Annotated in this window: 12 protein-coding genes; 8 read left to right on the forward strand and 4 right to left on the reverse strand. The window is 66.4% G+C overall.

The annotated features are described in order from the left end of the window. The first annotated feature begins 85 nt into the window (after positions 1–85). The 4 genes from xacF (at position 86) to uxaC (ending at position 4,463) form a co-directional block, all read left to right on the forward strand. Positions 86–1,531 carry a 2,5-dioxovalerate dehydrogenase gene (gene xacF / locus NDI76_RS18855; protein ID WP_310925717.1) on the forward strand — a complete coding sequence of 482 codons (1,446 nt, stop codon included), beginning with the start codon at positions 86–88 and terminating at the stop codon, positions 1,529–1,531. 80 nt (positions 1,532–1,611) lie between these two features. Then, on the forward strand, positions 1,612–2,064 hold the full coding sequence (locus NDI76_RS18860; RefSeq protein ID WP_310925718.1) for a universal stress protein: 453 nt from the start codon (positions 1,612–1,614) through the stop codon (positions 2,062–2,064). Then, positions 2,064–3,029, forward strand: a complete 966-nt coding sequence (locus tag NDI76_RS18865) for a mannonate dehydratase (RefSeq protein ID WP_310925719.1) — start codon at positions 2,064–2,066, stop codon at positions 3,027–3,029. The genes NDI76_RS18860 and NDI76_RS18865 overlap by 1 nt, the downstream gene beginning before the upstream one ends. A gap of 66 nt (positions 3,030–3,095) precedes the next feature. Beyond that, positions 3,096–4,463 carry a glucuronate isomerase gene (gene uxaC / locus NDI76_RS18870; protein ID WP_310925720.1) on the forward strand — a complete coding sequence of 456 codons (1,368 nt, stop codon included), beginning with the start codon at positions 3,096–3,098 and terminating at the stop codon, positions 4,461–4,463. A 546-nt stretch (positions 4,464–5,009) separates the two neighbouring features. On the opposite strand, the gene xacR is transcribed toward uxaC, so the two are convergent. Further along, entirely contained in the window at positions 5,010–5,765 is a 756-nt protein-coding gene (gene xacR, locus NDI76_RS18875; RefSeq protein WP_310925721.1) for an HTH-type transcriptional regulator XacR, read from the reverse strand. Between the two features lie 137 nt (positions 5,766–5,902). Here xacR and NDI76_RS18880 point away from each other — a divergent pair, with 137 nt between their 5' ends. The 4 genes from NDI76_RS18880 to NDI76_RS18895 all read left to right on the forward strand — a co-directional run bounded on the left by NDI76_RS18880 (position 5,903) and on the right by NDI76_RS18895 (position 10,554). Then, positions 5,903–7,384 carry a family 4 glycosyl hydrolase gene (locus tag NDI76_RS18880; protein WP_310925722.1) on the forward strand — a complete coding sequence of 494 codons (1,482 nt, stop codon included), beginning with the start codon at positions 5,903–5,905 and terminating at the stop codon, positions 7,382–7,384. A 111-nt stretch (positions 7,385–7,495) separates the two neighbouring features. After that, positions 7,496–8,035, forward strand: coding sequence for a GDSL-type esterase/lipase family protein (locus tag NDI76_RS18885; protein WP_310925723.1), 540 nt, complete (start codon positions 7,496–7,498; stop codon positions 8,033–8,035). 73 nt (positions 8,036–8,108) lie between these two features. Next, positions 8,109–9,038 carry an NAD-dependent epimerase/dehydratase family protein gene (locus NDI76_RS18890; RefSeq protein WP_310925724.1) on the forward strand — a complete coding sequence of 310 codons (930 nt, stop codon included), beginning with the start codon at positions 8,109–8,111 and terminating at the stop codon, positions 9,036–9,038. Positions 9,039–9,414: 376 nt separating this feature from the next. Continuing rightward, positions 9,415–10,554: an ABC transporter ATP-binding protein gene (locus NDI76_RS18895; RefSeq protein WP_310925725.1), complete on the forward strand. Its 1,140-nt coding sequence runs from the start codon at positions 9,415–9,417 to the stop codon at positions 10,552–10,554. Positions 10,555–10,748: 194 nt separating this feature from the next. Here NDI76_RS18895 and NDI76_RS18900 read toward each other — a convergent pair whose 3' ends face one another. From NDI76_RS18900 to NDI76_RS18910, 3 genes are read right to left on the reverse strand one after another with little or no spacing between them, the layout of a single operon-like run. After that, on the reverse strand, positions 10,749–11,402 hold the full coding sequence (locus NDI76_RS18900; RefSeq protein ID WP_310925726.1) for a hypothetical protein: 654 nt from the start codon (positions 11,400–11,402) through the stop codon (positions 10,749–10,751). Positions 11,403–11,434: 32 nt separating this feature from the next. Further along, positions 11,435–12,313 (reverse strand): carbohydrate ABC transporter permease, encoded by an 879-nt coding sequence (locus NDI76_RS18905; RefSeq protein ID WP_310925728.1) that lies wholly within the window; start codon positions 12,311–12,313, stop codon positions 11,435–11,437. Beyond that, a complete protein-coding gene (locus NDI76_RS18910; RefSeq protein WP_310925729.1) occupies positions 12,306–13,217 on the reverse strand; it encodes a carbohydrate ABC transporter permease in 912 nt (303 codons plus the stop codon). Before NDI76_RS18910 ends, NDI76_RS18905 begins: the two co-directional genes overlap by 8 nt. Positions 13,218–13,237 lie beyond the last annotated feature (20 nt).

A 13,237-nucleotide genomic window follows, 5' to 3' on the forward strand; every position in this document is an offset into this window, starting at 1 on the left:
GACGAGCGAGGGCGACGAAGCGCCCCCGTGACACGCGGTGACAGAACCGTAAGAATAGTATGAGAGAACGCTGAACGGGTAGGTGATGACGACAGAGAAAAACTACGTGGACGGAGAGTGGGTGGACGCCGCTACCGGCGACACCCTCGACGTACAGAACCCGGCGAATCCGAGCGAGACCGTCGCGACGTACCAGCAGTCCGACGAATCGGACGCGAAGGAGGCCGTCGAGGCCGCCGTCGCAGCGAAAGAAGAGTGGGCGAACACGCCCGGTCCCGAACGCGGACGCATCCTCCGCGAGGCCGGAACGCTCCTCGGACAGCGCAAGGAGGAACTGACCGACAAACTGGTCGCAGAAGAGGGGAAAGCGCGCGGCGAGGCGTCCGGTGAGGTACAGCGCGCGATAGACATCTTCCACTACTTCTCGGCGAAGGCGTCCGACCTCGGCGGCACCGTGAAGGGGGCGAGCGGACCGGACACGAACCTCTACACGCGCGAGATGCCCGTCGGCGTCGCCGCCCTCGTCACGCCGTGGAACTACCCCATCGCCATCCCGGCGTGGAAACTCGCCCCCGCGCTGGCGGCGGGCAACACCGTCGTTCTCAAGCCCGCGTCGCTGGCGCCCGGCGTCGTCGTCGAAATCGCCCGCGCCCTGGACGAGGCGGGCCTGCCCGACGGCGTGCTCAACGTCGTCACCGGCCCCGGCAGCGCGGTCGGCAGCGAGTTCATCGAGAACGAGGGTACCGACGCCGTCTCCTTCACCGGCAGCAGTCAGGTGGGCGAGATGGTGTACGAGCAGGCGACGGACGCGGGCAAGCGCGTCCAGACCGAACTCGGCGGGAAGAACCCGACGGTCGTGATGGACTCCGCCGACCCCGCGGAAGCCGCGGACATCGTCGCGAACGGCGGGTTCGGGACGACCGGCCAGTCCTGCACCGCCTGCTCCCGCGCCGTCGTCCACGAGGACGTCTACGACGAGTTCGTCGACGAACTCGTGGACCGCGCCGAGTCCATCGACATCGGCCCCGGCAACGAACACGAGATGGGTCCGCAGGTCAGCGAGGACGAACTGAACTCCACGCTGGAGTACATCGATATCGCGCAGAACGAGGGCGCGACGCTCGCGGCGGGCGGAGACGTCCCCGAGGGTGACAACGTGGAAGAGGGCCACTTCGTCGAGCCAACCGTCTTCACCGACGTGGAGAACGACATGCGCATCGCCCAAGAGGAGGTGTTCGGCCCCGTCGTCGCCGTCATCAAGGTGTCCGACTACGAGGAGGGCCTGGAAGTCGCCAACGACGTGGAGTTCGGCCTCTCGACGAGCATCGTCACCGACGACCACACGGAGGCAAACCGCTTCGTCGAGGAGGCGGAAGCGGGCGTCGTGAAGGTCAACGACAAGACGACCGGACTGGAACTGCACGTTCCCTTCGGCGGCGTCAAGCGCTCCTCCTCGGAGACGTGGCGCGAGCAGGGCGACGCCGGACTCGACTTCTACACCATCGAGAAGACCGTCTACGACAGCTACTGAGGGCCCCGACGCGGGCCTTCGTGGCGTCGCGGATTCATTCACATGAATCATTAAATAGGTCGCCCCCGAACTCGCGGTGTATGAGAGACGCACTCGTAGTGATGGAGGATCGAGAGGGATGTGCAGCGTTACTCCGTGAGGCCGCGGCCTACGCCGCCGGGGCGGGAACCGACCTCGTCCTGTACTCGCCGCTGACCGGCGAGGAGTACAAGGAGGCCATCGAGACGCTCGACGAAATCGGACGCATCGAGAACCGCGACTACAGCGACGAGGAGGCCCTCGGCGTCGCGCGGCAGTTCGCCGAGCGGATGGCGAAGGAGACCCTCGACGGCGACGTGGCGTGGTCCGTCGTCGCCGACGTGAACGAGGAACTGGAGGCGCGTCACGTCATCGACGCCGCGGAGAGCCGAGACTGCGACCACGTGTTCACCCTCGGTCGCCGTCGGTCGCCGACGGGGAAGGCCGTCTTCGGCGACGAGACCCAGCGGCTCATCCTGAACTTCGAGGGATACGTGACGGTGAAGGTGGAGTGATGGATACGACGCTGATGCTTCCGCCGCGTCCGGACCGGCGGTGGACGCTCGCGCGGCAACTGGGACTCTCGACCGCGGTCGTCCGGTTCTGGGGTGAGGAGGAGTGGTGGACGTACGACTCGCTGTTGAAGACGAGAAACCGCTTCGCCGACCACGGCCTCTCGCTCGACGTCGTCGAAGACCGGCCGCCGATGACGAAGACGGTGCTCGGCGAGGAGGGCCGAGACGGGGAGATAGCGACGGTCAAGGAGTTGCTCCGGAACATGGGACGGGCCGGAATCGGCGTCTACTCGTGGGTGTGGACGGAGAACCCGGTCGGCGTGATTCGGACTTCGGACGCCGTCCGCCTGCGCGGCGACTCGCGGACGACGGCGTACGACCACGAGCAGTCCGAACGCGGACCGGACCACCCCGCCGAGATATCGGAGGCGGAACTGTGGGAGAACTTGGCATACTTCTTAGAGGAGGTCGTCCCCGTCGCGGAGGAGGCGGGCGTGAAACTCGCGCTTCACCCCGACGACCCGCCGGTCGAGTCGGCGCGCGGCGTGCCGCGCCTCGTGAACTCCGTCGAGAACGTGCGGCGCATCCTCGACATCTCCGACAGCCCGAACCACGGGCTCACGTTCTGTCAGGGCAACTTCTCGGCGATGGGCGCCGACGTACCCGCGACGATTCGGGAGTTCGGCGACCGCATCCACTTCGTCCATTTCCGCGACGTGGAGGGCGAGGCGGAGTCGTTCGTCGAGACGTGGCACGACGAGGGGCAGACGGACATGCCGGCGGCGATGGACGCCTACCGGGAGGTCGGTTTCGACGGTCCCATCCGCCCCGACCACGTCCCGAAGATGCTCGGCGAGGAGGACCGAGAGGGGGCGGCCTCCGGCTACACCGACATGGGTCGACTGTTCGCCGTCGGCTACATGAAGGGGCTGACGGAGCGAGCGGAGCGCTCCGAGACGCGGTAGTCGGTCCCCGTTTCCCGTTTCGAGGCCCGCGCGAACTTTTTTATCGCCCGGCGCAGAGACTCGCGTATGGGACTCATCGACGAGGGCTACCTACTGGAGACGGACGCGGCGGCGGCGCTCTACGACGCTATCGAGGACCTCCCGATAGTCGACCCGCACAACCACATCGACATGGCCGAGGTCGTCGAGAACAAAGCGTGGAGCGACGTCTGGGCGGTCGAAGGCGCGACCGACCACTACGTCTGGCAACTCATGCGCAAGCGCGGCGTTCCCGAGGAGAAGGTGACCGGCGACGCGAGCAACCGCGAGAAGTGGACTGCCCTCGCCGAGGTGTTCCCCGACTTCGCCGGTAACCCGACGTACGAGTGGGTCCACCTCGACCTGCAGCGCCGATTCGGTATCGAGAAACCCCTGAACGCGGAGACGGCCGACGAGATATGGGAGGAGACGAAACGGCAACTGGCCGAACCCGAGAAGCGACCGCAGGCGGTCCTCCGGGAGATGGACGTCGAGGTGCTCTGCAGCAGCGACGACCCGACCTCCCGCCTCGAGTACCACGAACGCGCGGAGACCGAAGTGGAGGGCGTCGAGATACGGCCCACGTGGCGCCCCGACCGGGCGCTGAAGATAGAGAACCCGGAGTGGTCGACGTTCGTCGCCGAACTGGACGAGGCGACCGAGAGCGGCGTCGAGACGTTCGGGGGCTTTCTCGCCGCCCTCGCGGAGACGCACGAGTATTTCGCCGAGCACGGCTGCGTCGCCTGCGACGTCGGCACGGGGACGACGCCGGTATCGAGGCCGGTCGACCGCGAACGCGCCGCCGGCGTGTACAAAAAGGCGCGCCGCGGCGACGACGTCGACGAGGATGCGGTGCGCGATTTCAAGGCGTACCTCCTCGGATTCGTCGGCCGCCTGAACGCCGACGCCGGGTGGGTGACGCAGTTGCACGTCGGGGCGGTCCGGGACTACCGCGAGTCGCTGTACGAGTCGGTCGGGGCGAACGCCGGCGGCGACGTCTCGACGCAGGACGTCGACCTCGTCGACAAGTTGGACCACTTCCTCGACGAGTTCGACGGGGAGATGGAGATAGTCCTCTACACGCTCGACCCGACGCATTACCCGAGTGCGACGGTGCTCGCCCGGACGTACCCGAACGTGAGCGTCGGACCGGCGTGGTGGTTCAACGACAGTCCGTTCGGCATCGAGAACCAACTGGAACGCGTCGCGGCGGTGGACCTGCTCGCCAACTACGCCGGCATGGTCAGCGACTCGCGGAAACTCGTCTCCTACGGGTCGCGCTTCGAGATGTTCCGGCGCTCGCTGGCGAACGTCGTCGGGAGGATGGTCGAACGCGGGCGAATTCCCCGCAAGAACGCCGAACGACTCGTCGAGCACGTGGCGTACGACCGGCCGAAGGAGCTGTACGGACTCTGAACCGATGGACGACGTCCGGAGTCCGTCGTACCGACGCAGCGGATGACGGACCCAAGTGGTAACGAACACGAGTGACGGCCGAACACGGAATCCACGTTAACGCGCTAGCGCAGGGCTTCATCCGTACCGAAAATCGGGCAGACGAAAGAATCGGCCGACGACACGAACGACGGCAAGCCGCGGAGCGGCGACCCGCCGACCGAAACGATTAGTAGCTCCCCCGAACGTGTACAAACGCCCGTCGAACGCTCCACGGGAGCGTCGTCGACGGCTCTCTGGTAACGTAGCTCCGAACGCGCTGTCCCGGCGCCACCTGCCCCGGTGGCGCCACTCTCACACCGCCGAGCGACGCGTCCGCCCGGCCGGTCCCCGACCGTGCGCTCCGCATCTTTCGTTCTCTATTTCAGAATTATATTCACACGCTGCTCGGGGAGTCGATACAACAATAGTATTGTAACGGTGGGCAGGGGACAGAACGATTCGGTCGAAGCGAGTGGAGGGGGCGCGAGCGTTTCGGCCCCTCCGTTCTGAGAGGGGGAACGCCCGTCAGTAGTTGATGTTGAGTTCCACCACGTTCGCCGCGCTGAGAACCCGTTCCGGGAGTTCGCCGTGGAGGTCGTCGTCGCTGACGCGACTCGCCGGCGCGGAGACGCTGATGGCCCCCAGCACCTCACCGGACGACGCCTTCACCGGAGCGGCGAGACACCGAAGCCCCGCCAGTCGCTCGCCGTCGTCGATAGCGTACCCGCGTTCTCGGACGTCGTCGAGGGCCTCGAACAGTTCCTCACGGGTGCCGATGCTCTTCGACGTCTCCTGTTCGAGTCCGCGTCGGTCGACGATTTCGTCGACGCGCGACTCGGGGAGGTGAGCGAGGATGGCCTTTCCGAGCGCCGTCGTGTGCAGGTACGCGCGCATGCCCGCGTACGTGTCCAAGTCGACGGCGTCCTCCCCCTTCGAGCGCATCAGGTAGACGGCCATCCCCTGCTCTTCGACCACCAGGTTGGCCAGTTCGCCCGTCTCGTCCGCGAGCGCCTTTATTTCGGGTTCGGCGACCTGGTAGAACTCCATCGACTTCCGCACGTAGCCGCCGACTTCGAGGAACTTCAGCCCGAGTTGATACTCGTCGCCCCGTTTCAGCACGTAGCCGTGCTCCCGCAGCGTCGTCAGGTGGTTGTGCACGCCGCTCTTCCCCATATCGAGATTGTTCGCCAGTTCAGTCACCCCGCAGCGACCCCGCTCTCGCAGCTCGTCGACGAGAGCGAGCGTCTTCTCGGTCGTCCGCACCGGGTGTTTGGCGTTCATAGCTAACCATCACCATCTTTACAGCATAAGCGTTCTGGTCTAGAGAACACTCGCGGGAAACGCGGTCGACGGAGACGGAGGGACCGAGGGTCCTCCGCTCCGGTACCACTTTGTGACCGCGGGTCCGTTTCAGCCGTATGGACGCAGCTATCGGAGACCACGGTCGGGAGCCGTCGGAATCGCGGTCGACCACCGGTGAGCGTCTCGACGCGGACAATCTCACCGTCGCGTACGTCGGCGGCGGCAGTCGCCAGTGGGTGCCGAACCTCGTCCAGGACCTCGCTCTCTCGCCCTTCGACGGGACCGTTCGCCTGTACGACGTCGACGTCGAGAGCGCCGAGCGAAACGCCGAGTTCGGCAACTGGGTCGGGGAGCGAGCGGCGGCCACCGCGGAGTGGGAGTACACGGCGACGGACGACCTCGGTGAGGCACTGACCGGCGCGGACGTCGTCCTTCTCTCGACGCAGTACGACCCCACGGAGACGTTCGTCCACGACCTCGACCTGCCGAAGGAGTACGGCATCTACGGGGCGGTGGCGGCGACCATCGGGCCGGGGGGAATCCTCCGTGCGATGCGTACCATCCCGACGTACCGGAAGTTTGCGGCCGCGATTCGCGAGCGCTGCCCGGACGCGTGGGTGTTCAACTTCACCAATCCCGTCCACTTCGTCACGCGCGCCCTGTACGACGAGTACCCCGACATCAACGCCGTCGGGATGTGCCACGAGGTGCTCCACGGCCGCGACCGACTGGCGGAGTTGGCCGGCGAACACCTCGGGATGGACGCCGACCGGAGCGATATCTCGGTGAACGTGAAAGGGATAAATCACTTCACGTGGATCGACGAGGCGTACTGCGACGGCGTCGACCTGTGGCCCCTGCTGGACGAACTGGCATGCGGCGAGGAGGGAAACCGGCGGTTCGCGCCCGCGGACCTCGAGGACGAGAGCCCGTTCGCCGACCCGTGGCAGGTGTCGTGGGAACTGTACCGCCGGTTCGGCCTGCTCCCGTTCGCGGGCGACCGCCACATCGTCGAGTACGCGACGTGGTTCCTGCAGGGCGGCGAGGAGGGGCTGAACCGCTGGGGCGTCAAGCGGACGGGCAGCGACTTCCGGGCGAAGCACTGGACGCCCGCCGAGTCCGAGCAGACGACGGACGTGGAGGCGTGGCTCTCGGGCGACAGGGAGTTCGAACTCGAAGCCTCCGGGGAGGTGCTCCTCGACGTCCTCGGCGCCCTCGCCGGGGGCGACGACGTCGTCACGAACGTCAACCTCCCCAACCGAGGGCAGGTGGACGGTATCGAACGCGACACTGTGGTGGAGACGAACGCCCTCGTCCGCGCCGGCGAGATTCGGCCGTTGAGCGCGGGCGGGTTCCCGCGCCCCGTGCGCTCGTTGGTGCAGGGTCACGTCGACACCATCGAGACCATCACCGAAGCCTCGCGGACCGGGGACGTCGACCGCGCGTTCCGCGGGTTCCTCCTCGACCCGCAGGTCCGAACGCTGCAGACGGAGGCGGCGCGCGACCTGTTCGCCGAACTCGTCGCCGTCGAGGAGACGTACCTCGACGGGTGGGACCTCGGGGCGTCCGAGACGCTCGCGGAGGCGGACGCGTACTGAGTCGAACGGCCGAAGGACGACGCGAGGGTGCCGAAGCGGCCCGCGGACCGGAGCGCCGGCGATTCCGGTTCCGAGACGCTTGATCATGGGTGATTTTACATACGAGACGTGATGGCAGACGACAGCGTGGGAGACGACTGTAGCCGGCGGATTAGCCGTCGGAAGATGTTGACCGTCGCCGGGACGTTGGGCGGCGCGGCGCCGAACCTCGGGTGTTCCGGGTCCGCGTACTGCGAACCCGCGATGGCCGAGCACATCGCCGCCCGCGACGACTGGGACGTGGCGACGCTCTCGCTGTCGGTGAACATGGCGAACACCGGCGGATTCCCGGTCGAGGAGTTCGAGGCGCGCGCCGAACCGTTCGTGAACACCGTCGCGGCGGCGCACCCCGACAAACCCGTCGCGTGCGTCACCCTCTTTCCGTACTTCGACGACGTGACGGAGTCGGGCGACGGCGAGCACGCGGAAGCGTACCGGGAGACGTTGCGAACCGTCGTCGCGAAGTCGCCGCACCAGAATCTCTCCGTCGTCGAGGGACCGGACCTGCTCCCCCTCACAGGGTTGTCGGCGGACCTCCTCCACCCGGGGGACGAGGGGATGAGGGCCATCGGCGAGGGACTGTCGCGGCACCTGCGAGCGGTGACCGCGTGAGCGGACCGAGGGCAAAGGGGTCGAACCCGCCGCGTCCCCGGGATTCAAGTCGTCGTCGGTCGTCCACGACGCCATGACAACCGACACGCGAAGCGTCGTCGTCACCGGCGCACTCGGCGGTGCGGGGCGGTGGGTCGTGCGGCAACTGCTCGACGACGGATACGGGGTCGTCGGTCTCGACCAGCGACTCCCGTCCGGGGACGTTCCGGAGGGCGCGAACTTCTTCGAGGTGGACCTGACGGACCGCGGCGAGACGGCGGAACTGTTCGCCGAGTTCGACCCCGACGCCGTCGCGCATCTGGCCGCGATTCCGGACCCGACGAACCACGCCGGCGCGCGGGTGTTCTCGAACAACGTCCTGAGCACGTACAACGTTCTCGACGCCGCCGGGCGGACGGGCGCGCGGGTCGCGTGGGCCTCCAGCGAATCGGCGTACGGTTTCCCGTTCGCCGAGCGCCGCTCCGCGCCCGACTACGTCCCCATCGACGAGGAGCACCCGCTCAGACCGCAGGACCCCTACGGCGTCTCGAAGGAGGCGGGGGAGGCCGTCGCCGCGCGGACCGCCCGCCGGTACGGCGTTCCCGTGGCCTCGATTCGGCCCTCGTGGGTCCAGTATCCCGGCCGGTATCAGGCGACGGGGAACCGCGAGGGGTTCGACATCGAGACGCTTCGGGACCTCCCGTCGGGCGTCTCACAGCACGGCGGCGCCGGCAACTTCTGGTCGTACATCGACGTGCGCGACCTCGCGTCGATGTTCTCGGCGGCGCTAACGGCCGACATCGAGGGGCACGAGGCGTACCTCTGTCACGCCGCGGAGAACTACCTCGGTCTGAACACCGCCGACCTGCTCGGCGCTCTCTTCGGCGACGACGCCCCGCCGTGCGACGTTGACGGCGACGAGTGCGCGTTCACTACGGCGAAGGCCGAACGCGAGTTGGGGTGGGCGCCGGAGCACGTCTGGCAGGAGGCGACAGACGAGAACGTCGACGGCCCCGCGTTCTAACGGCTCAGAATCTCGGGAGCTATTTCGAGAACGCGTCCACGACGGACCCTCCCTCGACCGCTCGCCCTTCCGTGGCGGCGACGGCGAGGAAATCGCTCTGCCGGGTGTACGTTCAGACCCGGACCTCTCCGTAGCGACGAACGAGACTCTCGTCGGTGGAAGACAGCCGACCCGTATCGCATCTTCGCACGGACACTCCGACGTCGGTGAACGGTACCGAAACGGTCCGAAGGTGAGCACTCAATCGCCGTCACGTGATAGAAATATGTCTGAATCAGTGATACTTTCTCTGCCGTACTGAATCATCCAACCGATGACTAGTGAGAGTCAACCCCAATGGTTATGTAACACATGGCGTAGTAGTTAACGGGTAATCATGAGCGAAGTACGATTCGAACGCGTGCGGAAGGTGTACGAGGGCGACATCGTGGCGGTCGACGACTTCTCTCTCGACATCGAAGACGGAGAGTTCGTCACGGTCGTCGGTCCCTCCGGGTCGGGGAAGTCGACGCTGCTGCGGATGCTCGCCGGCCTCGAAGAGATATCCAGCGGATCCATCAGCATCGGCGACCGAGTGGTGAACAACGTCCCGGCGCAGGACCGCAACGTGGCGATGGTGTTCCAGAACTACGCGCTGTACCCCCACATGACGGTCAGGAAGAACATGTCGTACGGGCTGAAGCTCACCTCGGACCTCTCGGACGACGAGATAGCCGACCGCGTCGAGGAAGCGGCGGAGATGATGGGTATCGAGGACCAACTCGGCAAAAAACCCGCCGCGCTCTCGGGCGGACAGCAACAGCGCGTCGCGACCGGTCGCGCCATCGTTCGGGAGCCTGAGGTGTTCCTGATGGACGAACCGCTCTCGAACCTGGACGCGAAGCTCCGTGCGCACATGCGGACAGAGCTCCAACGGATACAGGACGACTTGGAGACGACGACGGTGTACGTGACGCACGACCAGGAGGAGGCGCTCACGATGTCCGACCGAGTGGTGATCCTCGACGGCGGTGACCTCCAGCAGGTGGGAACGCCCAAGGAGGTGTTCAACCGGCCGGCCAACCTGTTCGTCGCCGACTTCATCGGGTCGCCGTCGATGAACTTCTTCGACGTGGAACTGAGCGGCGCCACGCTGGAGAGCGAGGCGTTCTCCTACGAGGTGTCCGCCGAGACTCGGGACCGAATCCGCGAGCGAGCCGTCTCGGACAGCCTCGTGCTCGGCGTCCGTCCGGAGCACTTCCACTTCGCCGACCGGGAGTCTACCGACACGATATCGGCACGGCTCGACGTCCACGAACCCGTCGGCGACGACAACTACTTCTACCTCCGGTCGAACGGCATCGAGTTCACGATGCGCGTGATGGGTGACTACCGGTACGACGAGGGCGACGAAATCGGCGTCACGTTCGACGAGGGGAAGATGCACATCTTCGACCGCGCGAGCGGCAACAACGTGATGGTCGACACCGGTCGAGACGCCGAGACGGAGCGCGAACCCACCGCACAGCGGACGTAAACCGCTTCGAGGGCGGGTCCGGCGGCCGCCCTTAACGCGCCGCGGTTCCGACCGCGACTCGCTCATCCGGCCGGACGCCCCCTCCGCGCGGACTCCGCCTCCCCGCACTCTCCGTCGGCGTCACCCTCCGCGTAGCTCAAACGCCGTAGTCGCAGTCGACCGCAGCCGTGAGTTACCGGTCGGACCGCGTAGACCTACCGGCGGGCGCTCTCGTAGGGCGACCAGTGGTCCTCCGCCGCCTTCGACTTCGGGGGCGGGCCGAGCAGCGCGTCGAGGTGAAACGCGGCGGCCATACCGCCGAAGACAACCACGAACGCGATCGTCAGCGCGCCGGTGACGGCGAAGAGGAGAACCGTTCCCAGTCCGATCATGACGCCGCTGACCGCGTTCTGTCCGGTCCACCTGACGCCGGCCCTGACCGCGGCTTCGAGGTCCTCGCCGGCGACGAGGCCCGCGAAGGTCGGAATCAACACCAGCGCCGTGTACGCCGCCGCGTAGGTGGTAAGAACACCGAGAACGAGCGCGACGGTCGACCGCGTGGTGAGGTAGCGCCGGGCGTACAGCACCGCGATAGCCGCGAAGGCGAGCGGAACTCCCGAGAGCAGCGCGGCCGAGAGACCGTGGCGTTTGAGCGTCGCCGCGACCCGCTCTCGGTCGAACGTGTACCCTTCGCGGAGCGACCCGACCGCCGCGTACGCACCGAGCGTCGCGGGGCCGACGGTGACGAGCGGGAGCGAACAGAGGAACCAGAGCACGCTCACCGCGACCAGCCGCGGGCCGTGCTCGTAGAAGAACCGCGCCGCGGAAACGAACGACCGGTACACCGTCTTCGTGTCAGCGTCCCTCATTACCCGACGAGGGGCGTGGAACGTTAACAGTGTTACGTCACGCCCTGCATCTCGACGGCGGTCATGAGCTGTTCTTGTAGCAGGAGGAACAGGATGAACAACGGACCCGAGGCGACGACGGCAGAGGCCATCGTTAGCGCGGGCTGGATGGTGAAGTTGTCCCGGAGGACGACCACCCCGATGGGCAGCGTGTAGGCGGCCTCGCTCTGAAGCACGATGAGCGGCCAGAGGAACTGGTTCCAGCTCCAGACGAACATGAACAGCGCGAGCGCGGTCAGGATGGACTTCGACAGCGGAAGGATCATCCGGGTGTAGATACGGAAGTTGGAGAAGCCATCGAGTTGGGCCGCCTCCTGCAGTTCGTACGGGATGTCGCGGAAGAACTGGACGAGGAGGAACACGCCGAGCGGTCCGGCCGCGAACGGCAGGATGACCGCGAGGTAGTTGTTGATCAGTCCCAGTTCCGCGATGACCAAGTACAGCGGGATGATGTTGACGAACCCGGGAACCATGAAGCTCGCCACGATGAGCGCGAGCAGGTAGCGCTGTCCTGTCCAGTCGAGGCGGGTCAGGGAGAACGCGATCATCGAGTCGACCACCAGCACGAGTATCGTCGTGGTCGAGGAGATAATCAGCGTGTTGAGCCCCCACTGGAGGATCTGCGAGGTGGCGAACAGTTCGACGTACGACCCGAACGTGACCGGGCTGGGTATCCAGCTCATCCCCGTGGCGACGGCCGCCTCGGGCGTCTTGAGCGACGTGGAGATCATGTACGCGTAGGGGACGAGGAACAGCAGGGCCGCCCCGTACATCGCGACGTGGACGAGGACGGTCCGGGTCGAGAAGCCGGTCGTCGTGGACGACTCGACCCCCTCCTGACGACGTCCCTGGTCCGCGGTCGCTTCACTCATTGTCGCCTCCGAGCAGGTAGTAGTTCGCGATCGAAACGCCGACGAGAATCGCCGTCAGCACGTACCCGATGGCGGACGCGTAGCCGAAGCTCCGTTGGTTGAACGCCGCCTGATACAGATACATCACGAGCGTCTCCGTGGCCTGCCCCGGACCGCCCGCGGTCATCACGTACGGCTGGCCGTACACTTGGAACGCCCAGATCAGGTTGATGACGATGACGAAGAAGATGGCGCCGCGCATCTGCGGGACGGTCACGTCCCGGAACTGCCGCCACGTGCCCGCGCCGTCGAGTCTGGCCGCCTCGTAGAGATACTCCGGAACGCTCTGTCTCGCCGACAGCAGGATGACGAAGCTGAACCCGACCAGCCACCAGACGGTCGTCAGCGCGATGGCGGGCATCGCGAACAGCCGCGACTGGAGCCACTGCGGGGGATTCGCCATCACCATGCCGAGGTAGTAGTTGATGACGCCGTACTGCGTCGAGTAGAGGTCGGTCCAGAGGATGGCCGCGACCGACACCGTCAGGATGTAGGGGCTGAAGAAGACGGCCCGCAGGAACCCCTGCCCCTTGATGTCGCGGTTGACGCCCAGCGCGAGGCCGAGGCCGACCAGGAGAATCGAGGGGACGGTGAGGAGCGCGAAGTACACCGTGTTGACGAGCGCGTTTCGGAACTGCGGGTCCGCCAACAGCTGCGCGTAGTTCTCCAGCCCGACGAACGTCGACTCGGCGGGCGCGAGCGCGTTCCAGTCGAAGAGGCTCATGTATCCGCCGATCAGGAGCGGGAGGAGCAGGAACACGCCGAAGATGATCAGGTAGGGCGACGCGAACAGGACGCCCTCCAGCAGTTCTCGCCCCGAACGACTCTCGGGGGTTAGTCCGTCGGATTCGTCTGTCGTTGCCATGGTGTTGGTGTGTGGGTTGT

Origin of the sequence: Halogeometricum sp. S1BR25-6, from assembly GCF_031624495.1 — an archaeon.
GTDB lineage: Archaea > Halobacteriota > Halobacteria > Halobacteriales > Haloferacaceae > Halogeometricum > Halogeometricum salsisoli.

What these genes read in the sequence shown, in the direction of transcription:
- xacF (WP_310925717.1), top strand. Translation starts at nt 86, where the DNA reads ATGACGACAGAGAAAAACTACGTGGACGGAGAGTGGGTGGACGCCGCT.
- NDI76_RS18860 (WP_310925718.1), top strand. Translation starts at nt 1,612, where the DNA reads ATGAGAGACGCACTCGTAGTGATGGAGGATCGAGAGGGATGTGCAGCG.
- NDI76_RS18865 (WP_310925719.1), top strand. Translation starts at nt 2,064, where the DNA reads ATGGATACGACGCTGATGCTTCCGCCGCGTCCGGACCGGCGGTGGACG.
- uxaC (WP_310925720.1), top strand. Translation starts at nt 3,096, where the DNA reads ATGGGACTCATCGACGAGGGCTACCTACTGGAGACGGACGCGGCGGCG.
- xacR (WP_310925721.1), bottom strand. Translation starts at nt 5,765, where the DNA reads ATGAACGCCAAACACCCGGTGCGGACGACCGAGAAGACGCTCGCTCTC.
- NDI76_RS18880 (WP_310925722.1), top strand. Translation starts at nt 5,903, where the DNA reads ATGGACGCAGCTATCGGAGACCACGGTCGGGAGCCGTCGGAATCGCGG.
- NDI76_RS18885 (WP_310925723.1), top strand. Translation starts at nt 7,496, where the DNA reads ATGGCAGACGACAGCGTGGGAGACGACTGTAGCCGGCGGATTAGCCGT.
- NDI76_RS18890 (WP_310925724.1), top strand. Translation starts at nt 8,109, where the DNA reads ATGACAACCGACACGCGAAGCGTCGTCGTCACCGGCGCACTCGGCGGT.
- NDI76_RS18895 (WP_310925725.1), top strand. Translation starts at nt 9,415, where the DNA reads ATGAGCGAAGTACGATTCGAACGCGTGCGGAAGGTGTACGAGGGCGAC.
- NDI76_RS18900 (WP_310925726.1), bottom strand. Translation starts at nt 11,402, where the DNA reads ATGAGGGACGCTGACACGAAGACGGTGTACCGGTCGTTCGTTTCCGCG.
- NDI76_RS18905 (WP_310925728.1), bottom strand. Translation starts at nt 12,313, where the DNA reads ATGAGTGAAGCGACCGCGGACCAGGGACGTCGTCAGGAGGGGGTCGAG.
- NDI76_RS18910 (WP_310925729.1), bottom strand. Translation starts at nt 13,217, where the DNA reads ATGGCAACGACAGACGAATCCGACGGACTAACCCCCGAGAGTCGTTCG.